18 protein-coding genes and 2 pseudogenes are annotated in these 20,319 nt (G+C 72.2%); 5 read left to right on the top strand and 15 right to left on the bottom strand.

Features of this window, described 5'->3' with window-relative positions:
- Nucleotides 1-49 precede the first annotated feature (49 nt).
- The gene (locus tag P2Q00_RS05085) at nt 50-2,434 is read right to left on the bottom strand and encodes a phosphoketolase family protein (protein WP_275769974.1); all 2,385 of its coding nucleotides are present in this window, start codon (nt 2,432-2,434) and stop codon (nt 50-52) included.
- Between the two features lie 50 nt (nt 2,435-2,484).
- Between P2Q00_RS05085 and P2Q00_RS05090 the strand changes: the two are divergent.
- Nucleotides 2,485-2,649 (top strand): annotated as a pseudogene (locus tag P2Q00_RS05090) (polyphosphate kinase 2); the annotation flags it as partial.
- A 2-nt stretch (nt 2,650-2,651) separates the two neighbouring features.
- Here the strand turns inward: P2Q00_RS05090 and P2Q00_RS05095 are convergent.
- The 3 genes and pseudogenes from P2Q00_RS05095 to P2Q00_RS05105 form a co-directional block, all read right to left on the bottom strand.
- Nucleotides 2,652-3,362: pseudogene (locus P2Q00_RS05095) on the bottom strand (universal stress protein); the annotation flags it as partial.
- A gap of 5 nt (nt 3,363-3,367) precedes the next feature.
- On the bottom strand, nt 3,368-4,390 hold the full coding sequence (adhP, locus tag P2Q00_RS05100) for an alcohol dehydrogenase AdhP (RefSeq protein WP_275769976.1): 1,023 nt from the start codon (nt 4,388-4,390) through the stop codon (nt 3,368-3,370).
- Nucleotides 4,391-4,424: 34 nt separating this feature from the next.
- A complete protein-coding gene (locus P2Q00_RS05105; RefSeq protein WP_275770730.1) occupies nt 4,425-5,330 on the bottom strand; it encodes a universal stress protein in 906 nt (301 codons plus the stop codon).
- A 169-nt stretch (nt 5,331-5,499) separates the two neighbouring features.
- On the opposite strand from P2Q00_RS05105, the gene P2Q00_RS05110 reads away from it, so the two are divergent.
- A complete protein-coding gene (locus P2Q00_RS05110) occupies nt 5,500-7,248 on the top strand; it encodes a SulP family inorganic anion transporter (protein WP_275769978.1) in 1,749 nt (582 codons plus the stop codon).
- A 34-nt stretch (nt 7,249-7,282) separates the two neighbouring features.
- On the opposite strand, the gene P2Q00_RS05115 is transcribed toward P2Q00_RS05110, so the two are convergent.
- The 4 genes from P2Q00_RS05115 to P2Q00_RS05130 all read right to left on the bottom strand — a co-directional run bounded on the left by P2Q00_RS05115 (nt 7,283) and on the right by P2Q00_RS05130 (nt 9,646).
- Nucleotides 7,283-7,696: a carboxymuconolactone decarboxylase family protein gene (locus tag P2Q00_RS05115; RefSeq protein WP_275769980.1), complete on the bottom strand. Its 414-nt coding sequence runs from the start codon at nt 7,694-7,696 to the stop codon at nt 7,283-7,285.
- The gene (locus tag P2Q00_RS05120; protein WP_275769982.1) at nt 7,693-8,658 is read right to left on the bottom strand and encodes an NADP-dependent oxidoreductase; all 966 of its coding nucleotides are present in this window, start codon (nt 8,656-8,658) and stop codon (nt 7,693-7,695) included. The genes P2Q00_RS05115 and P2Q00_RS05120 overlap by 4 nt, the downstream gene beginning before the upstream one ends.
- Before the next feature lie 70 nt (nt 8,659-8,728).
- Nucleotides 8,729-9,370 carry an MOSC N-terminal beta barrel domain-containing protein gene (locus P2Q00_RS05125; RefSeq protein ID WP_275769984.1) on the bottom strand — a complete coding sequence of 214 codons (642 nt, stop codon included), beginning with the start codon at nt 9,368-9,370 and terminating at the stop codon, nt 8,729-8,731.
- A 57-nt stretch (nt 9,371-9,427) separates the two neighbouring features.
- On the bottom strand, nt 9,428-9,646 hold the full coding sequence (locus P2Q00_RS05130) for a hypothetical protein (protein WP_275769986.1): 219 nt from the start codon (nt 9,644-9,646) through the stop codon (nt 9,428-9,430).
- A gap of 207 nt (nt 9,647-9,853) precedes the next feature.
- Between P2Q00_RS05130 and P2Q00_RS05135 the strand changes: the two genes are divergently transcribed.
- Both P2Q00_RS05135 and P2Q00_RS05140 read left to right on the top strand, forming a co-directional pair.
- The gene (locus P2Q00_RS05135; protein ID WP_275769988.1) at nt 9,854-10,318 is read left to right on the top strand and encodes a cyclic nucleotide-binding domain-containing protein; all 465 of its coding nucleotides are present in this window, start codon (nt 9,854-9,856) and stop codon (nt 10,316-10,318) included.
- A gap of 23 nt (nt 10,319-10,341) precedes the next feature.
- On the top strand, nt 10,342-11,055 hold the full coding sequence (locus P2Q00_RS05140) for a CBS domain-containing protein (RefSeq protein ID WP_275769990.1): 714 nt from the start codon (nt 10,342-10,344) through the stop codon (nt 11,053-11,055).
- Between the two features lie 53 nt (nt 11,056-11,108).
- On the opposite strand, the gene P2Q00_RS05145 is transcribed toward P2Q00_RS05140, so the two are convergent.
- On the bottom strand, nt 11,109-11,705 hold the full coding sequence (locus P2Q00_RS05145; protein ID WP_275769992.1) for an Rv1733c family protein: 597 nt from the start codon (nt 11,703-11,705) through the stop codon (nt 11,109-11,111).
- Nucleotides 11,706-11,933: 228 nt separating this feature from the next.
- Here P2Q00_RS05145 and P2Q00_RS05150 point away from each other — a divergent pair, with 228 nt between their 5' ends.
- The gene (locus tag P2Q00_RS05150; protein WP_275769993.1) at nt 11,934-12,635 is read left to right on the top strand and encodes a response regulator; all 702 of its coding nucleotides are present in this window, start codon (nt 11,934-11,936) and stop codon (nt 12,633-12,635) included.
- Here the strand turns inward: P2Q00_RS05150 and P2Q00_RS05155 are convergent, their stop codons facing one another.
- The 6 genes from P2Q00_RS05155 to P2Q00_RS05180 form a co-directional block, all read right to left on the bottom strand.
- Nucleotides 12,636-13,427 carry a universal stress protein gene (locus P2Q00_RS05155; protein WP_275769994.1) on the bottom strand — a complete coding sequence of 264 codons (792 nt, stop codon included), beginning with the start codon at nt 13,425-13,427 and terminating at the stop codon, nt 12,636-12,638.
- A gap of 158 nt (nt 13,428-13,585) precedes the next feature.
- Nucleotides 13,586-14,575: an Acg family FMN-binding oxidoreductase gene (locus tag P2Q00_RS05160; protein ID WP_275769995.1), complete on the bottom strand. Its 990-nt coding sequence runs from the start codon at nt 14,573-14,575 to the stop codon at nt 13,586-13,588.
- A gap of 149 nt (nt 14,576-14,724) precedes the next feature.
- Nucleotides 14,725-17,094, bottom strand: a complete 2,370-nt coding sequence (locus P2Q00_RS05165; RefSeq protein ID WP_275769996.1) for a glycoside hydrolase family 65 protein — start codon at nt 17,092-17,094, stop codon at nt 14,725-14,727.
- Nucleotides 17,091-17,864: an HAD family hydrolase gene (locus P2Q00_RS05170; RefSeq protein WP_275769998.1), complete on the bottom strand. Its 774-nt coding sequence runs from the start codon at nt 17,862-17,864 to the stop codon at nt 17,091-17,093. Before P2Q00_RS05170 ends, P2Q00_RS05165 begins: the two co-directional genes overlap by 4 nt.
- A gap of 2 nt (nt 17,865-17,866) precedes the next feature.
- Entirely contained in the window at nt 17,867-18,742 is an 876-nt protein-coding gene (locus P2Q00_RS05175; RefSeq protein ID WP_275770000.1) for a universal stress protein, read from the bottom strand.
- Nucleotides 18,743-18,894: 152 nt separating this feature from the next.
- Nucleotides 18,895-19,965, bottom strand: coding sequence for a zinc-dependent alcohol dehydrogenase family protein (locus tag P2Q00_RS05180; RefSeq protein WP_275770003.1), 1,071 nt, complete (start codon nt 19,963-19,965; stop codon nt 18,895-18,897).
- Between the last annotated feature and the right edge of the window lie 354 nt (nt 19,966-20,319).

Raw genomic sequence — 20,319 nt, forward strand, 5'->3', positions numbered from 1 at the left:
CGTGCGCGCTGTCACGGTCCGGACCACCGCTTCCTCGGTCATCCCGGGCTCAGCCGTTCCAGGTCCAGTCCGCGACCTCCGGCAGGTCGGTGCCGTGCACGCGGATCCAGTCGTGGTGGCGCTGGCGTGCGTCCTCCATGCGCTGGCGTACGGAGGCCGCACGCACCGCCAGCCCGGGCACCCGGTCGATGACGTCCATGACCAGCCGGTAGCGGTCCAGGTCGTTGCGGACGACCATGTCGAACGGCGTGGTGGTGGTCCCGGACTCCTTGTAGCCGCGCACATGCAGGTTCTTGTGGCCGGTGCGCCGGTAGGCGAGCCGGTGGATCAGCCACGGGTAGCCGTGGTAGGCGAAGATCACCGGCTTGTCCTTGGTGAACAGGCCGTCGTACTCGAAGTCGCTCATGCCGTGCGGGTGTTCCTCGCGCGGCATCAGCCGGGTCATGTCGACGACGTTGACCACGCGGACCGCGAGTTCGGGCAGATGGCGGCGGAGCAGCTGGGCTGCGGCCAGCACTTCCTGGGTGGGTACGTCTCCGGCGCAGGCGAGGACGACGTCCGGTTCGCCGCCGTTCTCCGTGCCGGCCCAGTCCCAGATGCCGGCGCCGCGTGCGCAATGGGCGCGGGCCTGGTCCATCGACAGCCAGTCGAAGCAGGGCTGCTTGCCGGCCACGATCACGTTCACGTAGTCGCGGCTGTGCAGCGCGTGGTCGGCGACGGACAGCAGCGTGTTGGCGTCCGGCGGCAGGTACACGCGGACGACCTCGGGGCTCTTGTTGAGGACGTGGTCGACGAAGCCGGGGTCCTGGTGGGAGAAGCCGTTGTGGTCCTGGCGCCACACATGCGAGGTGAGCAGGTAGTTGAGGGAGGCGACCGGTGCGCGCCACGGCAACTGCCTCGATGTCCTGAGCCACTTGATGTGCTGGTTGACCATCGAGTCGACGATGTGCACGAAGGCCTCGTAGCAGGAGAACAGCCCGTGCCTGCCGGTGAGTAGATAGCCCTCCAGCCAGCCCTGGCAGGTGTGTTCGGAGAGAATCTCCATCACGCGTCCGTGCCGGTCGAGGTGTTCGTCGACCGGGAGGTGCTGGGCCTGCCAGGCCTTTCCGCTGGCGTCGAAGACGGCCTGCAGCCGGTTGGAGGCGGTCTCGTCGGGACCCACGACCCGGAAGTCTCGGCGGTCGGAGGTGTCGTGCATGACCTGTTCGAGGAGGTCGCCGAGGATCCGGGTGGGCTCGTGGAGGGTGGTGCCCGGCTTGTCGACGGGCACGGCGAAACGGTCGAGGGAGGGGATCGGCAGGTCGCGTACGAGCAGGCCGCCGTTGGCGTGCGGGGTGGCGCCCAGGCGCCGGGTGCCCTCGGGGATGCAGGCGAGGGCGTCGGCGACCGGCCGGCCGTCGGCGTCGAACAGTTCCTCCGGACGGTAGGAGCGCAGCCACGCCTCCAGCTGCCGCAGGTGCTCCGGGTTCTCGCGCACGCCGGACAGGGGGACCTGGTGGGCGCGCCAGGTGCCCTCGACCGGCACTCCGTCGACCTCGGCGGGGCCGGTCCAGCCCTTGGGGGTGCGCAGCACGATGACGGGCCAGTGCGAGCGCTCCGCCACGCCGTCCTCGCGGGCCGACTGCTGCAGCAGGGCGATGCGGTCCAGGGCGGTGTCCATGGCGTGCGCCATCGCGCGGTGGACGGCGGCCGGGTCGTCGCCGCTGACGTGGATCGGCGAGTGGCCGTAGCCGCGCAGCAGCTCGTCGAGCTCGTGCTCGGGCAGCCGGGCGAGCACCGCCGGGTTGGCGATCTTGTAGCCGTTGAGGTGGAGGATCGGCAGCACGGCGCCGTCGTGGACCGGGTCGAGGAACTTGTTGGAGTGCCAGGAGGCGGCCAGAGGTCCGGTCTCCGCCTCGCCGTCGCCGATCACGCAGGCGACCAGCAGGTTCGGGTTGTCCAGGGCCGCCCCGTAGGCGTGCGAGAGCGAGTAGCCCAGTTCACCGCCCTCATGGATGGAGCCGGGGGTCTCGGGCGCCACATGGCTCGGCACGCCGCCGGGGAAGGAGAACTGGCGGAAGAGGCGCTCCATGCCGGCCCCGTCCCGGGCGACATCCGGATACGTCTCGCCGTAGGTGCCCTCCAGCCAGGAGTTGGCCAGCACGGACGGTCCGCCGTGGCCGGGCCCCCACACGCACAGTGCGTCCAGGCCACGGGCCTTGATGACGCGGTTGAGGTGGGTGTAGACGAGGTTCAGACCGGGCGAGGTGCCCCAGTGGCCGAGCAGTCGCGGCTTGATGTGGTCCGGCTTCAGGGGTTCGCGCAGCAGCGGGTTGGCCATGAGGTAGATCTGTCCGGCGGCCAGGTAGTTGGCGGCACGCCAGTGCGCGTCGAGGGTGCGCAGTTCGTCGTCGGTCAGTACGGTGCTGCTGTTCTGGTGTTCGACCTTGGGCATCAGGGACTCCGGAAGTCATCGACGTGCGTCAACGGGGCGGTGGAGGCGGCATGGCCGGCAAGAACGCGGCGAGGCTGCCGCGCGGGACGTATGAAAAGGAACTCCTGCGCCTGCAGACGGAGTTGGTGAAGCTGCAGGAGTGGGTGCGCGCCGAGGGCGCCCGGCTTGTTGTCGTCTTCGAGGGGCGGGACGCGGCGGGCAAGGGCGGCACCATCAACCCCTCGACGGTGCGGCGGTGCACACCGGCGTCCGCCGGCACGTCGTGCAGCGCTCCCTCCAGCGCCGCCACGGCCCGCTCCTCGTGCAGCCGGGCGGGTTCCCCGGCCATCAGCGGGTGGTCGGTGCTCTCGTGCGCCGGGCACCGCCAGGCCCGTACGGCCTCCAGAGGCACCCCGCGGCGACGCGCCTCGTCGACGGCGAAGCGCACGGCCGGTGAGTCCGCGCCGTCCTCCCCGACGCCCAGGAGGACACGCCCGTGGGTGCCTGGCACCGCCTGCTTGTCGTGGCTGCCGCGCAGCACGATCACCGGGCAGTCGGCGTGCGCGGCCACGGACAGGCTGACGGAACCGAGCAGCAGCTCCGCGATGCCGCTGCGGCCACGGCTGCCCACCACCAGCGCGGAGGCCTGGCGCCCCTCGTGCACGAGGGCGTACTCGGGCTCCTCCGCCAGTACCGCCGGTGTCACCTTCAGGTCCGGATGGCGGGTGTGCGCCCGCCGGGCCGCGCTGTCGACGACGTCCTCGGCGAGCACCGCCTCGGAGGGCTTGCCGAGGTCCGCCGCGAGCGCACTGCCCTCGTAGCGCTCCCACAGCGAGGCGTACACCACCCGCAGCTCCACCCCGCGCAGCACGGCCTCGTCGGCCGCCCAGTCGACGGCACGCAGGCTGGGCTCGGAGCCGTCGACGCCCACGACCAGCGGGAGTTCCATGGTCCTCACCTTCCCGTGCCGAGGTCGAACACGATCCTCGCCTTGACCTGGCCGCGCAGCACCTCGTCGATCGAGTCGTTGACGGAGGCCAGCGGCCGGGTCTCGTACTCGACCTTCGTGCGGCCCGCCGCGTGCAGCTGGAAGACCTCGGCGAGGTCCTGCCGGGTACCCACGATGGAGCCGATCACGGAGGTGCCGTTCAGCACGGTGTCGAAGATCGGGACCTGGATGGTGCCGTGCGCGGGCAGCGCCACCATGACGAGCTTCCCGCCGCGCCTGAGGCCGGAGTTGACGGCCTCGAACGCGGCCGGGTTCACGGCAAGCGCGATCGCCGCGTGCGCTCCCCCGTGCGCCTTGAGCACCTTGCCCACGTCGTCCTTGCGGGCGTCGATCAGCAGGTCGGCGCCGAGTTCGGCGGCCAGTTCCAGCTTCTCGTCGGTGACGTCGATCGCGGCCACCTGGGCGCCGGCGATCTTCGCGTACTGGAGGGCCAGGTGGCCGAGCCCGCCGATGCCGGAGATCGCCACCAGCTGGGCGGGCCGGACACCGGCCACCTTGAGTGCCTTGTACGTGGTGACGCCGGCGCAGGTCAGCGGGGCCGCCTCGAAGGGGCTGACGCCGTCCGGGACCGGCTGGGCGAAGTCGGCCCAGGCGAGCATCTTCTCGGCGTACCCGCCGTCGCAGCCGTAGCCGGTGTTGACCTGCTGCTCGCACAGCGTCTCCCAGCCGGACAGGCAGTGCTCGCACCGCCCGCACGCCCGGCCCAGCCACGGCACCGCGACGCGCTGCCCGACGGACAGGTGGGTGACGCCCTCGCCCAGCTTCTCGACGAGGCCGACGCCCTCGTGTCCGGGCACGAACGGCGGGTTCGGCCTGACCGGCCAGTCGCCGTGCGCGGCATGGATGTCGGTGTGGCACAGCCCGGACGCCTCGACGCGGACCCTGACCTGGCCGGGGCCCGGCTCGGGGTCGGGCCGGTCCTCGATGACCAGGGGCGCGCCGAAGGCGTGTACGACCGCTGCCTTCATGGTTGTTCAGCTCCTATCAGGGTGTTCGGGGGTGTCAGTCGTGGGCCACGACGGCGACGGGGGCCGTGGCGTGGTGCAGGACGGCGTGCGTGATGGGGCCGATGTGCGGACGGAGCGGCGCGCGCTGGTGGCGCCGGCCGACGACGACCAGGGAGGCGTCGGCGGAGGCGTCGACCAGATAGCCGGCGGGGCTGCCGTAGCGGGACTCCTCGGTGATGGGGAGGTCCGGGAACTTCTGCCGCCACGGGCGCATGACCTCCGTGAGAGCGGCGGCCTGCTGCCTGGCCAGCTCCCGGTGGAGCTCGAGGTCCGCGGGGACGCCGTAGGAGAGGTAGGGCGACGGGTTCCAGCCGTGCACGACCCGCAGGGACGTGGACCGGCGTACAGCGGCGTCGAGGGCGAAGTCGATCAGCTCCTCGTTGGGCGAGTCGGTGTCCAGGCCCAGCACCACGGGCAGGTAGGGGGCAGCGGTGGAGGGGACCCCTGCAGGGTCCTTCGTGTGCTCGTCCGGGGCCTGTTCCCCGGCGCGCAGCAGGACCACCGGACGGTCCGCGTGCGCCACGACCTCGTAGCCGACCGAGCCGACCAGGAAACCGCCGATCCCGCTCATGGCCCGGGAACCGAGGACGAGCAGTTCGGCTTCCTTCGCCTCGCGGGCCAGGACCTCGGCGGGCCGTCCGGCGAACTGCTCGGTGCTCACCTCGACACCGGGGTGACGCAGCCGCAGCCCTTCGGCGGCCTCACGGGGAACCCGCTCGGTCCAGTGCTGGAACGTCTCGGCGCCGAGCAGCGGCGCCTGCGCGATGGGGTCCGGCACGGCCTCCCAGACATGCACCAGCTTCAGTGCGAGGCCACGCAGACTCGCCTCCCGGGCCGCCCATTCGGCGGCGGCCCGGCTCTCGGGGGAACCGTCGAGACCCACAGTGACGGTACGGGGCATCATGATCTCCACCTCCCGGTCGGATTCGCTTCCAGCGTCGGCCCCGAGAGGGGGCGGGGTGCAGGGGCCGCTGGTCCTGAGCCGGGGCCGACCGGCCCCATCCCGGGGAGGGGGCTGCCGCGGTGTGTCCGGCTGGTGGATCCTGAGGTCAGACGGCGAAAGGCGGGCCATGGTCCGAAGATCCGCAGGGTGGCGGGCGGTGCCCGGGATCGGCACGCTCCTCGATCACCCACGGGCCTGGCGCCGGGTGCTGCCCGGGCTCGCCTCGCTGCTCGGCTACCGGCGGGCATGGCTGCGCGGCGACCTGCTGGCGGGCGTGACGGTGGCCGCGTATCTGGTGCCGCAGGTGATGGCGTATGCGGGCGTGGCCGGTCTGCCGCCGGTGGCCGGACTGTGGGCGATCCTGCCCGCTCTCGCTCTCTACGCCCTTCTGGGCTCCTCGCGTCTGCTGTCGGTCGGCCCCGAGTCGACCACGGCGCTGATGACGGCGGCCGTGGTGGGCCCGCTCGCGGGCTCGGACCCCGGCCGCTACGCCTCGTTGGCCGCTGCCCTCGCCGTCACGGTCGGACTGCTGTGCCTGGCGGCCTGGGCACTGCGCCTGGGCTTCGTCGCCGACCTGCTCTCCCGCCCCGTACTGATCGGCTATCTGGCGGGCGTGGCACTGATCATGATCGTGGACCAGCTGCCGAAGCTGACCGGCGTGTCCACGACGGGGTCGGCCTTCTTCCCTCAACTGTGGTCCTTCATACAGCACTTGGGGCAGGTGCACGCGGCCACGGTGGTGTTCGCCGCCGTCACCCTCGCCTTCCTGTTCACAGTGGCGCGGGTGGTGCCCGCGGTGCCGGGCCCGCTGCTGGCGGTGGTTCTGGGCACGGCGGCCGTCGCCGTCCTCGACCTCGACGACCGGTACGGGATCAAGGTGATCGGCGAGGTCCCGGCCGGGCTGCCCTCGCTCGCGCTGCCGGACCTCACCGAGCTTCCGCATCTGGTGCTGCCCGCCCTCGGGGTCCTGCTCGTCGCCTACACGGACTTCATCCTCACCGCCCGGGCCTTCACCGTCCGCGACGACGAGGGCCCCGCGCTCGATCCCAACCAGGAGTTCCTGGCGCTGGGCGGGGCCAATCTGGGAGCGGGATGTCTGCACGGCTTCCCGGTGAGCAGCAGCGCCAGCCGCACCGCCCTCGCCTCCTCGACCGGCGCCCGCAGCCAGGTGTACTCCCTGGTCGCGGGCGCAGCGGTGATCGCCGTCCTGCTGTTCCTCAGCCCGCTGCTGGCCCGCACCCCGTCGGCCGTCCTGGGCGCGCTCGTCGTGTACGCCGCCGTCCGCATGATCGACCTCGCGGGCTTCCGGCGGCTGGCCTCCTTCCGCCGGCGCGAACTGCTGCTGGCGCTCGGCTGCCTGGCCGGGGTGCTGACCCTGGACATCCTCTACGGCGTGATCGTCGCCGTCGGCCTGTCCGTGGCGGAGCTGCTGACCCGGGTGGCGCGCCCGCACGATGCCGTCGAGGGGCTGGTGCCGGGCGTGGCCGGCATGCACGACGTGGACGACTACCCGCAGGCCCGGACCATCCCGGGCCTGCTCGTCTACCGCTACGACTCACCGCTCTTCTTCGCCAACGCCCAGGACTTCCACCACCGGGCCCTGGCCGCGGTCGACGAACAGACCACCCCGGTGCGCTGGTTCGTCCTCAACACCGAGGCGAACGTGGAGGTGGACATCACCGCCCTGGACGCGGTCGACGAACTGCGCCGCGAACTCACCCACCGCGGCATCGTGTTCGCCCTCGCCCGGGTCAAGCAGGATCTCCTGGACGACCTGGAGGCGTACGGACTCGCCAAGGCGGTGGGCCGGGACCTGATCTTTCCGACCCTGCCGACCGCCGTGGCGGCTTATCGGAAGTGGGGCCGCAAGGGCTAGGGCACGCAACAGAAGTGGGGGGCGCCGCGTGTTCTCAGTTCTCCTGTGGCGAGTCCGCTTCGTCGTGTTCGGCGAAGACCTCGCGTGCCACGGCGTAGCTGTCAAACGCGCGAGCCACACCCGCGTAGACGGCCATCTGGATGAAGGCTTCGACGATCTCCTCTTTGGTCACGCCGTTGTGCAGAGCGATACGCAGCTGGCCCCGGAGCGGCTCGAGGATGCCCAGGCTCGCCGTGATGGTGACCGAGATGAGGGCGCGGGTGCGGAGGTCGAGGTGCTCGCTGCGGGTCCATGCGTCGTTGAAGGCGTGTTCGGTCGCGATCCGTGTGAAGTCGTAGGCGTTGGCGGGTTCCGTCGGTCTTGGATCGACATACGGCGCCAGGCTGAAACCAAGGATCTTCTCGGCGTTGTTCAGAGCGCGTGTGTAGTCGGCGTTGTGTTCCGTCATTTCGCCATTCTGCGCGGTGCCCCCGAGTGAGAGTTCGTCAACTCCTGGGGTCGGAGCACGATCTTGCCGTGGGCGTGCCGCTGTTCCAGCTCGCGGAACGCGTCTCGCACCTGCTCCAGCGGGTAGGTGCGGGCGATCGGCAGTTCCAGCTCCCCGCGCGCGGCAAGCCGGGCCAGCTCGCCGAGCACGACCGCGCACGCCGCCGCGCCTTCTCCGTAGGTTCGCGCGCCGACCCTGGCCGCGGCCTGCCAGTCGCGGATCGTGTTGATCCGCTCGGGCCGCACGCCCAACTCCACGGCCAGGTCCACGTACCCGTCACCGAACGTGTCGATGAACGCGTCGACGTGCCCGCCGGAAGCCTGCCGGATCCGTTCGGCCACGCCCTCCCCGTACTCGACCGGGACGACACCGTGATCCTTCAACCAGGCGTGGTTCCCCTCGCTCGCCAGCCCGATCACCGTGGCGCCGCGCCGTCGCGCGAGCTGCACGGCGAGAGAGCCGACGCCGCCTGCCGCACCGGACACGACGACCGTGTCGGCCGGCCCGGGGTCCACCGCGAACACGCCGGCGTAAGCGGTCGTGCCGGCCACGTACAACGACCCGGCCACGTCCCAGGACAGTCCCTGCGGACGCAAGGTCAGATTCACGTCGTCGACCACGACGAACTCCGCATGGCTCGCCCTGCGATGAGTGAAGCCCAAGATCTCGTCGCCCACCGCGAACCCGCGCACCTCCGCGCCGAGCTCCACCACCACGCCGGCCAGATCGCTGCCCTGCCCGGAGGGGAACGTCGCCGGCCAGCGCTTGTGCCGCGCGCCCTCGCGGATCATCACCTCGCCGGGCTGGATCCCGGCCGCGCGGACCTCGACCAGCACCTGCCCGGGGCCGGGAGCGGGCCGCTCCACCTCCTCCACCCGCAGCACATCGATCCCGCCGTACTCGTGGAACCGCACCGCCTTCATCGCGTGATCACCGCTCTTCCTGGTTCGGACAAGTCTTGGGAGGGCACCCGTCGTCGTACGTGGGGAATTCTCAATGGTCGCCGACGCGAGCCCGCAGAGATCCGTGGGGGGCGGGCAGTTCGGACTCGCCCCACGAGGTGACGGTCACCGCGTCGCCGACGGCGATCTTGCCGGTGCGGAGCACGGAGAGCTTGGTGCCGAAGGCGACTCCGCCCTGTGCGGAGCGCCGGTAGCCCGCGAGGGTGCGCAGTGGTTCCGGGCCGGCCCGCTGCCCCGAGTCCTGGTCTACGAGGGTGACGGCGCAGTTGTCGGCGTAGCCGGAGGTCCCCGGTGTCCTGCCGTCGGTCACCCGGTCGTGCTCCCGCGGCACCCGCACCGGACGGCTGCGTGCGCGGAGCACGTCGGAGAGCCAGGCGGCGGCCGTGTCGCCCTGGTCGATGCCCTGGTACGCGGTTCCGAACAGGTCCACCTGACGGCGGGCACCCGAGGCGTCCACGGGCAGCTCCAGCGGCTCGGTGTGCGGCGCGGGGTCCCGGCGCTGGGAACGGAAGACGCCCTCTTCGCTGACGACCATGAAACTGCGGTCGTGCGCGAGACCTGCGGGCGTCAGGAGCGTCTCGCAGGCCGACACCCCGGCACACCCCTTGACGGGGTAGTACGACAACTCACTATGTGCCTGCGGCGGCCCGCCGAGGATTTGCCGTTCGGTCACGTTCCCGTTCCGCGCTTCCGCTCCCTGATTCCGGGGGTGGGTCAACCCCGGGTCGGGTCAGCTCTTCACGGGCGTGCGCACGACAGTCCGCTCCGGACGTCGGAGCGTCGTCGTCCCGGTCGTCCCTGGGCCCGACGGCCGCCGCGCGGCGCGGCGTTGCTGCGCCCGCAGGGCCAGCGCGTCGAGTGCCGCGGTGAGTACGAAGGTGACGGCCATGGCGATCGCCAGGAGAACGGCGGACTGCCGCCAGAACTCCGGAGTCAGGGTCGTACCCATGGTGTTCCCCCCTTTCCGGTCTCGCCGCTCGGTCGAGTTGCTCTCTCACCACCATCGAACTGCGGGCAGGCGGGTGGCACAGGGTGCCGCAGGGGTGGAGCGGGCCGCCGGTCGGCCCGGGCGTGGGGCCGGGTGGCCCCTGTTCCGTTCCCGGCCGCGCGCACACGCTGGCAGTGGTAGCTCCGTACGCCTGAGTGGAGGCACGCCATGAACGCTCCCGCAACCACGAGCATGCCGCGGGCGCTGCCTGCCGAGTACCGGCAGCGGCTGATGCAGATCGCCCGGGAGGTGTCGTTCCCCGAGGGCACCCGGCTCTTCGAGGAGGGCGGTCACGCCGACCGGTTCTGGATCATCCGCACCGGCACGGTCGATCTCGACATGCGCGTGCCCGGCCGCCGGGCCGCCGTCATCGAGTCCCTCGGGCACAACGAACTCGTCGGCTGGTCCTGGCTGTTCGCCCCGTACACCTGGCACCTCGGCGCCCAGGCGGCTTCGCCGCTGCGGGCGTACGAGTTCGACGCCACGACCGTGCGGACGATCTGCGAGGAGGATCCCGCGTTCGGACGGACCATCGCCCGGTGGGTCGGCGAGGTCGTGGCCCACCGGCTGCAGGCGGCCCGGGTGCGCCTGCTGGACCTGTACGCCCCGTACGGCAGCGACACCCGGCGGTGAACCCAAGCGATCAAGGAGGCGTCGTGCACACATCCCCGCACATCGTGAGCGACGTGATGACCCGCACCGTCGCCGCCGTCGGCCGCAAGGCCGCCTTCAAGGACATCGTGCGGACCATGCAGGACCGCAAGGTCAGTGCGGTGCCTGTGGTGGACGGCGGGAGGCGGGTCGTGGGGGTCGTGTCCGAGGCCGATCTGCTGCCCAAGGAGGAGTTCCGCGACAGCGACCCCGACCGGTACACGCAGCTGCGGCGGCTGTCCGACCTCGCGAAGGCCGGCTCGGTGACCGCCGACGAGCTGATGACCTCACCCGCCCTCACCGTCAAGGCGGGCGCCACGCTCGCGCAGGCCGCGCGGGAGATGGCCCGGGCGCGGGTCAAGCGGCTGCCGGTCGTCGACGACACCGGGCGTCTGGAGGGCATCGTCAGCCGGGCGGACCTGCTCAAGGTGTTCCTGCGGGACGACGAGGAGATCGCCGAGGAGGTGCGGCGGGAGGTCGTCGCGTACCTCTTCCCCGCACCGGCCTCGGCGGTACGCGTCGAGGTCCGGGACGGGGTCGTCACGCTCGGCGGCCGGGTCCGCGACACCTCTCTCGTGCCGGTGGCCGCGCGCCTCGTCCGGGCGGTCGAGGGGGTCGTGGATGTGGAGTTCGCGCTCGACGGACACGGCGGACACGGCGGACACGAGGGACACGACGGGAACGAGGGGCATGAGGGACACGATCGGCCGGCGATCTGATCCGCGGCACCGTCCCCGCCCCGGTGGCCGGCCGGCGGTGTCAGCCGGGCGGCTCAGCCTGTCGTGTGCCCCCACTGCTTTCCGACCCGCTCCCATTCGGCACCCCAGCGCTCGGTGGCCCGCCGCTGCACGCGCAGCCGCACCAGCCGCCCGCCGCCGAGGACCGTCAGGCCCGTGGCCATCCCGATCCCGGCACCGGCCAGTACCACGCGCGTCGCCGCCTCGGTCGGACTCACGGGCGCCGACACCAGCCGGCCGTGCCCGTCCGTCCACGCCTGCACCTCACTGCCCGGTTTCGCCGTGCTCTTCACGTCCGCCGTGCCCGTACGGACCGTTCGTTTCCCGTCGCTCGGGTCGGTCCAGCGCACCGTCGCCAGCACCCGGTCGTAGCGCACACCGGTGACGACGTCCCGCCCGCTTCCCGGCAGAGTCTTCACGAGGACCGCGGACACCGGCCGGCGTTCCGCCCGGTCCTGGTTCACCGCGTGCTCCGCGGCCTGCGCGCCGACCACCCCGACGGCAACCCCTCCGGCCGTCGCGGCTGTCCAGGCGGCCAGCACGATCCACGCCTCCACCACATCGCTGTGCCGCCGCAGCGGATTGCTCCGCCAGCGCCACCCCAGGACCTTCGCGCGTCTGACCTTCCGCATCGGTCACACCCCCTTACGGGCGCAATGAGGACGGACACACCTAAAAGGTCTCACCAGATCGCCGTCGGCGGGAGGGGCAACCGGCCCTTCGCCCGGTGGAGCCGGCCGGGGGACGTGGCGAGGAGTGGGGCCGGTCGGCCCTAGTGCGTCCGGTTCCCGCGCGTGATGATCGTTCTGACGTACGTCCCGCAGTCCGTGCGTCTTACATCCGGGGAACGAGGGGTCGACATGAGCGAGGCACGTACCTTCACGGCGCAGGACCCGATCCGCGTCTTCCTGCTCGACGACCACGAGGTCGTCCGGCGCGGGCTGGCCGACCTGCTCGATGCCGAACCCGACATCTCCGTCGTCGGCGATGCCGAGAACGTGGAACACGCCCTTGTCCGCGCGCCTGCCGTGCGCCCTCACGTCGCCGTCCTGGACGTGCGCCTGCCCGACGGCGACGGCATCTCCGTCTGCCGGGACCTGCGCAGCCGGATGCCCGAACTCGCGGTGCTGATGCTCACCTCGTTCGACGACGAGGACGCCCTCCTCGACGCCATCATGGCCGGTGCCTCCGGCTATGTCCTCAAGCAGATCAAGGGCTCCGACCTGGTCTCGGCGGTCCGTACCGTCGCCTCCGGCCAGTCCATGCTCGACCCGGCCACCACGGCCCGGCTGATGCGCTCCCTGCGCACCGAACCCGCCGAAACCCCCGCCGTGGCACCCGAGTTGGCAGGTCTGTCCCCGCGCGAGCGGGAGATTCTCGCGCTGATCGGGGAAGGACTCACCAACCGTGAGATCGGCAAGCAGCTCTATCTGTCGGAGAAGACCGTCAAGAACCACATCTCCCGGCTGCTGGCCAAGCTCGGCGTGCAGCGCCGTGTGCAGGCCGCGGTCCTCGCCACTCACCTGGACCCCCCGGAGACGGGCGACCGTCCCACGCGGTGATCACGCCTTTCCGGACGGGACCAGGGCGACGGGGTAGTGTGCGTGCCGCAGGATCGCCCGGCCGTCCGGGCCGGACAGCGCGGCCGCGCTGCCGTTGCGCCGCCGTACACCGACCACGACGAGCTGCGCGTCGGCGCTCGCCTCGGCCAGGGCGCGGTGATTGCGGCCCCGGACCGGGCGGGTGCGCACGGTGAGGTCCGGATACTTCTCACGCAGCCCGGACAGGGCGCGTGCGGCCGGTGTCGTGTGCAGGATCACCAGGTCCGCACCGCGCTCCGAGGCCTCCGCGAAGGCGAACTCGGCGGCTTCGCGGGCCTCTCGTGACTCGTCCTGGGCCAGGACCACGGGACCGGTCCGGCGCTGCCTGCCGCACACCACCAGTACCGGGCAGCCCGCATGGGCCGTCAGCCGGCCGGCGACCGAGCCGTGCAGGCGACCGCGCATCCCGTACGCGGAACTGCCTCCCACCACAGTGAGCGAGGCGGCGCGCGACTCGGACCGCAGGACCGTCACAGGCTCGCCGACGAGGACTTCACGGGTGATCGCCACATCGGGTGCCACACGGCGGGCCCGCCGCTCGGCATCGGTCAGCGCCTCGTTCACGCGGTCCCGCAGCCCGCCGCCGTCCGGATCCCAGGGCGCCACACCGGGCGGTATGTGCCCCGCGGACCACATCAGGGCGTGCGCCAGCTCAAGGCCCACTCCGCGCCGGTCGGCCTCCCATGCCGCGGCTTCCACGGCGGCCAGGCCGGACGGCGTACCGTCCACTCCCACCACGACCGGTCCGTTCATGGCGGCCCTCCCCTCTCCGGGCGGTCGCCGGTGCGCGGCCGCCGCCCTCCCTCGTGCACGGTGTTGACGCTTCTCAGCCTTCGCCTGCCGGTCCTTGGCCGCACGGGGCCGACGGGCCCGCCCTCCGCGCCGACCGGCCCTGGCAACGGCCCGGAAGCTCAGTCGATCTCGAGTACGTCGTGCACGGGGCGGCGAGGTGTCCCCGTCCCCGCGGGCCCGTAGCCGAGGCGCAGCACCATGTGGACGAAGCCCATGGCCGACCGTGGGTCGCGGGCCAGCTCCCGCAGGTCCGCCTGTTCCAGTGCGTGGGAGGTGAGGGACGTGGCCAGGCCGTCGAGCGTGGCCAGCAGGAGGACCCGCTCCAGGGCCTGTCCTGCGCGCAGCCAATCGGCGGGGTGGTCGTTGCGCGTGCCCAGCAGTGCCAAGTGCGGGACGGTTTCGAAGACGGCTGCCGGACGGCCGGGCACGGCGCGGCGGCCGGCGAAGTCACGGACCGGAGCGCGGCCGCGCTGCTTGCGGGGCCCGAAGGCATCCTCGGGAATCCCGTCCACGGCCGTGCCGGCGCTCTCCGCGCCTGTGCGGGTCCACCGTTCGATGTCCTCGCGCCCCTCGGGGTGCAGGCTGTCGCGCCCCTCGACGTCGCGGACGTGCTCCAGCAGCGACTCCACATGCCATGCCTCGGGGAAGGCCAGCTGTGCGCCCTCCCTGAGGGCGGCATCGCACAGGGCGTCCTGGACGGCGGCCGGAACCGGCTTTTCCTGGAACGGGTGGCGGCTGGTGTGCCGGCGGGCGATCCCCGGGAACAGCGTCGCCAGCTCGCGGTCGGGCCGCTCGCTGTCGTCGAGCTGTACGACGGCGAGCAGCTCGCGGTCGGCCGGATCGGGCAGCAGCCGTGTGCCGGTGTGCAGACCGCTGTCGGCCGCGGCGACCCGGAGGTTGAACAGTGCCGCGCCGCAGCCGAGGTACAGGGCGCGGTTGTCGGGGTCGGTGTGCGGCATGGCCCGCTCGAAGTCGGCACGCACTTCGAGGGTGGCGTCCGCGGGGTGGTGGCGGAATCGCCACGGCTGCGCGTTGTGCAGAGAGGGCGCGGCCGTGGCGGCGGCCACCAGGGCCATGACGTTCATCGTTTCGAGTGGTTGCGCCGACATGGGGCGCACCTCCCCTCGGACGGGCGGGGCGGTTGTACGGTCTCGGACTGCTGCTCACAGCCACCTTCACCCCCGTGTACGACCAGCGGGAATGGGCCGCCCGGTGTCGATCCGGGACCATCCGGCCCAAGCCCCGGCCCGGTCCGCCGTCAGTCCCCGAGCACCAGTCGGCCGGTCTCCCCCGGCTGCAGACAGACGGCCCGGTCCGGCAGCCGTACGTCGATGGGTGTGCCGTCGGACGACGGCACCGCGATCTCCAGCAGCCCGCGCTCCAGCCTCAGCCGTACACCCCAGTGCTCGTGGTAGCGCAGCGCGAACCCGTAGGAGGACAGCTCCGGCAGCGGCACCGGATCGAGCCACAGCGCCCCGTCCCTCGTCTCCAGGCCGGTCAGTCCGCGCTGGACGAGGTCGAGGGTGCCGGCCATGGCGCCGAGGTGGATCCCCTCGCCGGTGGTGCCGCCCTGGACGTCGGCGACGTCGCCCCGGAGGGCTTCCAGACAGAACTTCCACGCCTCCGCGCGCCGGGCCCGCGCCAGGACCCAGCCGTGGACCAGGCCGCTGAGTGTGGAGCCGTGGCTGGTGCGCTGCAGGTAGTGGTCGACGGTGCGCCGCCAGCCGTCCTCGTCGAGCCGCAGCCCCAACCGGCGGAACAGGCCCTGCAGTTCGGCCGGTGCGAAGAGGTAGCCGAGCATCAGGACGTCGGCCTGCTTGGAGGCCCGGTAGCGGTTGACGGTGTCGCCCTCCGCCTCCAGGATCCGGTCGAGGCGCCGGATGTCGCCGTAGCGCCGGCGGTAGCCGTCCCAGTCGAGTTCGGCGAGGTCGCCGTAGCCCTCGAACTGGCTGATGACACCGTCGTGGAAGGGCACGTGGAGGGTGCGGGAGACGTCCTCCCACTGTTCGAGTTCGCCACCGTCCAGCCCGGTGCGCTCGACGAGTTCGCGGCGCCGCGGTTCCGGGAGTGTCCGCAGCAGTTCGAGGGTGCGGGTGAGCACCCAGGCGGCCGTGACGTTCGTGTACGCGTTGTCGTCCAGGCCCGGCTCCGCGGCGCCGGGGTAGGCGTCGTGGTACTCGTCGGGGCCGACCACGCCCTTGATGCGGTGGCGCCCGAGCCGCTCGTCGTAGACGGCCGAGTCGGCCCAGAAGCGGGCGATCTGCAGCATCATCTCGGCGCCCTTGGTGTGCCGGAACTCGGCGTCGCCGCTGGCCTCGCAGTACTGCCACACGTTGTACGCGATGGCCGAGCCGACGTGGTGCTGGAGCCGGGAGTGGTCGGGCAGCCAGCGTCCCGAGCGCGGGTTGAGGTGCAGCTGCTGGGTCTCCTCGCGACCGTCGCTGCCGCTCTGCCAGGGGTACAGGGCACCGCGGCGGCCCGCCGCCCGCGCGGCGGTGCAGGCCTGTTCGAGGCGGCGGTGGCGGTGGCGGAGCAGGGCGCGGGAGACCTCGGGGAAGTGCAGATTGAGGTAGGGCAGGACGAACAGCTCGTCCCAGAAGACATGTCCGCGGTAGGCCTCGCCGTGCAGTCCGCGGGCGGGTACGCCGACGTCGAGGTCGGCGGTGTGCGGGGAGAGCGTCTGCAGGACGTGGAAGAGGTGGAGGCGCAGGATGCGGCCCGCCTCCCCGTCGACGTCGAGGTCCGCGCGGCGCCAGAGCTGGTCCCAGGCCGTCAGGTGCGATTCGAGGAGTTCGTCGAAGCCGGGCGCGCGGGTCACCCGGTCGACGGCGGCGAACAGCGGGTCGCTGATCGCCGGGTCGCGCGAGGTGTGCAGGGCGACGGTCTTGTCGACGGTGACGGTACGGTCGGACTCCAGTTCCAGGTTCAACTCCTGTGCCACGCAAGGGACTTCGTGCCGGACGGTGACGGTTGCATCGGCGCCGAGGCGGGCCGCCATGGCGATGCGGATGTCCGACGTCCGGGTGCGGCAGCGCAGCCACACGGTGTCCGGGGCGGCGGTTCCGGTGTGCACATGGGCGAGGTGGCGGCCGTCGAGGTCGCGGTAGCGCTCGACTCCGGAGTTGGTGATTCCGCCGTCGAGGGCCGCCTCGACGTCGAGCCGGCCGGAGAAGCCTTCCGCCGTGAACTCGGTGCGCAGCGCGGCGAGATGGGGATCGGCCATGTGCACCAGCCGCTGCTGACGCACTGTAAGCACCCGTCCCTCGCCGAGGTCGTAGCGCGTCCGTCGCTCCAGCAGCCCCGAGGACAGATGCAGGGTCTGGCGGTGCTCCGGCACGGTCGCGGTGTCGGGTGTGAGCCACCGCCCGCCGGTCAGGCGGAAGCGCAACGGCAGCCAGTTCGGCACGTTGACCATGTCCTCGTTCTCGACCTGGCGGCCTGCCACATTGGAGGTGAGCCGGTTGTAGCAGCCCGCCACATACGTGCCCGGGTAGTGCACCTCGTCCCCTGCGCACTCGGGCAGCGCCCCCCGCGTGGCGAAGTAGCCGTTGCCCAGCGTGCACAGCGCCTCCCGCAGGCGCTCGTCGGCCGGTTCGTACCCCTCGTACTCCCAGGTCCAGCCCGTCACTTCGGCTCTCCTCGTACGACCAGTTCTCCGAGGTCGCATACGACGATGTCGGCGCCGTGCCGCAGCAGCCGCTGCCGGGTGTCCGGGACGCCGGTGCGGTCCACGCCGATCACCAGGGCGAATCCGCCCCGGCGGCCCGCCTCCACGCCCGCCAGGGCGTCCTCCACGACCGCGGCGCGTGGCGCGGGGACGCCGAGCCGGCGCGCCGCCTCCAGGAAGAGGTCGGGCCGCGGTTTGCCCGGCAGCCCCAGCCGGGCCGCCTCGCCGCCGTCCACGAGCACGTCGAACAGGTCGAGCACCCCGGCCCGGGCGAGCAGCTCACCGGCGTGGCGGGACGCGGAGGCCGCGGCCCGGGGGATCCCGGCGCGGCGCAGGGTACGCACCAGCCGTACCGTTCCCGGGTACGCGTCCACGCCGTGCGCGCGCAGCCGTTCGGTGAACAGGCGCTCCTTGTCCGCGGCGACGGCACGCACCGTCTCCTCGGGCGTGTCGAGGCCGCGTGCGCGGAGGAAGGCCGCGGCGCCGTCCAGGCGGGACTTGCCGTCCACGTGGCGCAGGTAGTCGTCGCGTACGTCGAAGGGGCGGCGCAGCCGCGGATCCCGGGGCGGGTGGGCGCGCAGGTGGGCGTCGAAGGCCGTCTTCCAGGCCGCGGCGTGCACCCGGGCCGAGTCGGTGATGACTCCGTCGGTGTCGAACACGACGGCCCGTACGTCCCGGAACACGGGAGCGAGCGTGTCGCGGGACGTCACCGGGGCAAGGGGGCGGCGCATGGTCACACCTGTTGCGGCACGATCGCCACCGGGCAGTCGGAGTGGTGCAGCAACGTGTGTGCCACTCGGCCGAGTTGGAGGCCTGCGTGGCCCTTGCGGCGCTGGGCTCCGACGATCAGGAGGTCCGCGCCGGCCGAGCGGTGGAGCAGTACCTTGCGGGCCGGCCCTTCGACCGTGACACGGTGTACCCGGACCTTCGGGTGATCCGCGATCGCCTCTGCGAGCAGGGCGTCGAGCAGTGCGGCCGCCTGTTCCTCGTGGCGGTGCGCGGGGTCCTGAGCCGGCCGGGGGTGGTCGGCGCTCTCGTGTGCGGGGCAGCGCCAGGTGCGCACGACGTCGAGGGTGCATCCGCGCGCCTCGGCCTCGCGGAAGGCGAACCGCACGGCCTCGCCGCCCGTCGCCGGTTCGCCCGCACCGAGCAGGATCCGCTCATGGGTGCCCTGCAGACCGGCCTTGTCGCCGCGGACCACGATCACCGGACCGTGGGCGCGGGCCGCCACGGCCAGTCCGACCGAGCCGAGCAGCAGGCCCGCCAGTTCGCCGCGGCCGCGCGAGCCGGTGACGAGTACGGAGGCGTTGTTGCCTTCGCGCAGGAGTGCCGAGACCGCTTCCTCGGGGAGCACCTCAGTGCTGACCTTCACCTCGGGGTTGCGTCGCCCGGCACGCTCCGCGGCAAGAGCGACGGTCTGCTCCGCCATGACCTGCTCGGACGGGCGGTCGGGACTGTCGGAGGGCACTGCGCCCTCGTAGCGCTCCCACAGCGAGGCGTACACCAGCCGCAACGGCAGGCCGTGCCGGGCCGCTTCGTCCACGGCCCAGTCGACGGCCGCGAGGCTCCCGTCCGATCCGTCGACGCCCACGACCAGGGGCAGCTCCATCTTCCCCACCGCCTTTCCGCCTTTCGTCGGTCTGCGTGGGAGCTCAGCACCGGGCTCCACTCCCACCGTGGCACCGGCGACCCGGGCTCAGCAGGGGTGTTTCGGCCCTCGCCCCGGGGCCGCTCGGCCCAGGCGCGTGCCCGGGGTTCCCGTCATGGCGCAGGCACGGGGACGATCTCGCGCTGCGGCCCGCCGAGTACGACCTTGAGTGCGCCGGTCTCGGCGGCGCGGGCGAAGACCTCGTAGGCCTCCTCCATGCGGTCGAGTGGGAAGACGTGCGTGACCAGCTGCGAGGTCGGCAGCCGTCCGGCTGCCGCCATCCGCAGCAACGTGGGGGTGGAGCGGGTGTCGACCAGACCCGTGGTGATCGTCACGTTCTTGATCCACAGGTCTTCCAGATGCAGGGTGGCGGGCTTGCCGTGCACACCGACGTTGGCCACGTGCCCGCCGGGGCGCACCATGCGCGTGCACAGCTCGAAGCTCTCGGGCACGCCGACCGCCTCGATGACCACATCGGCGCCGAGCCCGTCGGTCAGGTCGGCGATCAGCTGCTCGGGCGCCTCGCTCGCGTCGGCCACCGCTTCGGCACCCAGCTTCCTGGCCGCCTCCAGGCGGGACGCGGCGACGTCCACGGCGAGGATGCGCTCCGGGGAGAACAGCCGGGCCGTGGCGATCGCGGCCAGGCCGATGGGCCCCGCCCCGACCACGGCGACGGTGTCTCCGGGACGTACGTGCCCGTTGAGCACGCCCACCTCGTAGGCCGTCGGGAAGATGTCGGCCAGCAGCACGGCGTCCTCGTTGTCCACCGCGCCCGGCAGCGGATGCACGGAGAGGTCGGCGTAGGGGACCCGGACGTACTCGGCCTGGGTGCCGTTGATCAGGTGGCCGAGGATCCAGCCTCCGCCGCCCCGGCACTGGCCGTACATGGCCTCGCGGCAGTAGCTGCAGCGTCCGCAGGCGGTGATGCAGGAGATGAGGACCCGGTCTCCGGGCCGTACGGTCCGCACGTCGCTGCCGACCTCGACGATCTCACCGACCGCCTCGTGCCCCAGCACCGTGCCCGGGGGTACCTCGGGTACATCGCCCTTGAGGATGTGCAGGTCCGTGCCGCAGATGGTGACGGCGTCGACCCGCACGATCGCGTCGGTGGCCTCCTCGATGCCCGGATCTGCGACCTCTTCCCAGGCTGCCTGTCCTGGGCCGTGGAACACATAGCCTTTCATGCCCGACCTCACCCTCTTGATGTACAGGATCCTGGAATCGCCGGAAACACTCCCGTAGGTCCAGCTTGGCCAAAACCCATGGGATCCGCATGGGCCGGTCGGCCCTGGGGGCCGGGGTGTGCCGGGATTCGGGGCCGAGTGGCACTGGCGGGTCCGGCGTCCACGTGTTGTGCTGAAGCTGACGGGAAGGACCCGGCACAGACGCGGGGAAGCGGCCGGCGGCCGTGCACCGCGCAATCAGGATCCGCGAGAAGCGGATGGGGCCCTTCCCGTCCTGCCTGACCGGCCGGACCTGTCATGGCCACCCCGCCTTCCATGCCCCGTGCCTGGGCAGACGTGTGCGCGGCCGGCGTA

This window comes from Streptomyces coacervatus (assembly GCF_029223485.1).
Lineage (GTDB): Bacteria > Actinomycetota > Actinomycetes > Streptomycetales > Streptomycetaceae > Streptomyces > Streptomyces coacervatus.

Excerpts from the sequence above, each read along its gene's own strand:
- P2Q00_RS05085 (WP_275769974.1), bottom strand. The coding sequence starts at position 2,434 with ATGCCCAAGGTCGAACACCAGAACAGCAGCACCGTACTGACCGACGAC.
- adhP (WP_275769976.1), bottom strand. The coding sequence starts at position 4,390 with ATGAAGGCAGCGGTCGTACACGCCTTCGGCGCGCCCCTGGTCATCGAG.
- P2Q00_RS05105 (WP_275770730.1), bottom strand. The coding sequence starts at position 5,330 with ATGCCCCGTACCGTCACTGTGGGTCTCGACGGTTCCCCCGAGAGCCGG.
- P2Q00_RS05110 (WP_275769978.1), top strand. The coding sequence starts at position 5,500 with ATGGTCCGAAGATCCGCAGGGTGGCGGGCGGTGCCCGGGATCGGCACG.
- P2Q00_RS05115 (WP_275769980.1), bottom strand. The coding sequence starts at position 7,696 with ATGACGGAACACAACGCCGACTACACACGCGCTCTGAACAACGCCGAG.
- P2Q00_RS05120 (WP_275769982.1), bottom strand. The coding sequence starts at position 8,658 with ATGAAGGCGGTGCGGTTCCACGAGTACGGCGGGATCGATGTGCTGCGG.
- P2Q00_RS05130 (WP_275769986.1), bottom strand. The coding sequence starts at position 9,646 with ATGGGTACGACCCTGACTCCGGAGTTCTGGCGGCAGTCCGCCGTTCTC.
- P2Q00_RS05135 (WP_275769988.1), top strand. The coding sequence starts at position 9,854 with ATGAACGCTCCCGCAACCACGAGCATGCCGCGGGCGCTGCCTGCCGAG.
- P2Q00_RS05145 (WP_275769992.1), bottom strand. The coding sequence starts at position 11,705 with ATGCGGAAGGTCAGACGCGCGAAGGTCCTGGGGTGGCGCTGGCGGAGC.
- P2Q00_RS05150 (WP_275769993.1), top strand. The coding sequence starts at position 11,934 with ATGAGCGAGGCACGTACCTTCACGGCGCAGGACCCGATCCGCGTCTTC.
- P2Q00_RS05155 (WP_275769994.1), bottom strand. The coding sequence starts at position 13,427 with ATGAACGGACCGGTCGTGGTGGGAGTGGACGGTACGCCGTCCGGCCTG.
- P2Q00_RS05160 (WP_275769995.1), bottom strand. The coding sequence starts at position 14,575 with ATGTCGGCGCAACCACTCGAAACGATGAACGTCATGGCCCTGGTGGCC.
- P2Q00_RS05170 (WP_275769998.1), bottom strand. The coding sequence starts at position 17,864 with ATGCGCCGCCCCCTTGCCCCGGTGACGTCCCGCGACACGCTCGCTCCC.
- P2Q00_RS05175 (WP_275770000.1), bottom strand. The coding sequence starts at position 18,742 with ATGGAGCTGCCCCTGGTCGTGGGCGTCGACGGATCGGACGGGAGCCTC.
- P2Q00_RS05180 (WP_275770003.1), bottom strand. The coding sequence starts at position 19,965 with ATGAAAGGCTATGTGTTCCACGGCCCAGGACAGGCAGCCTGGGAAGAG.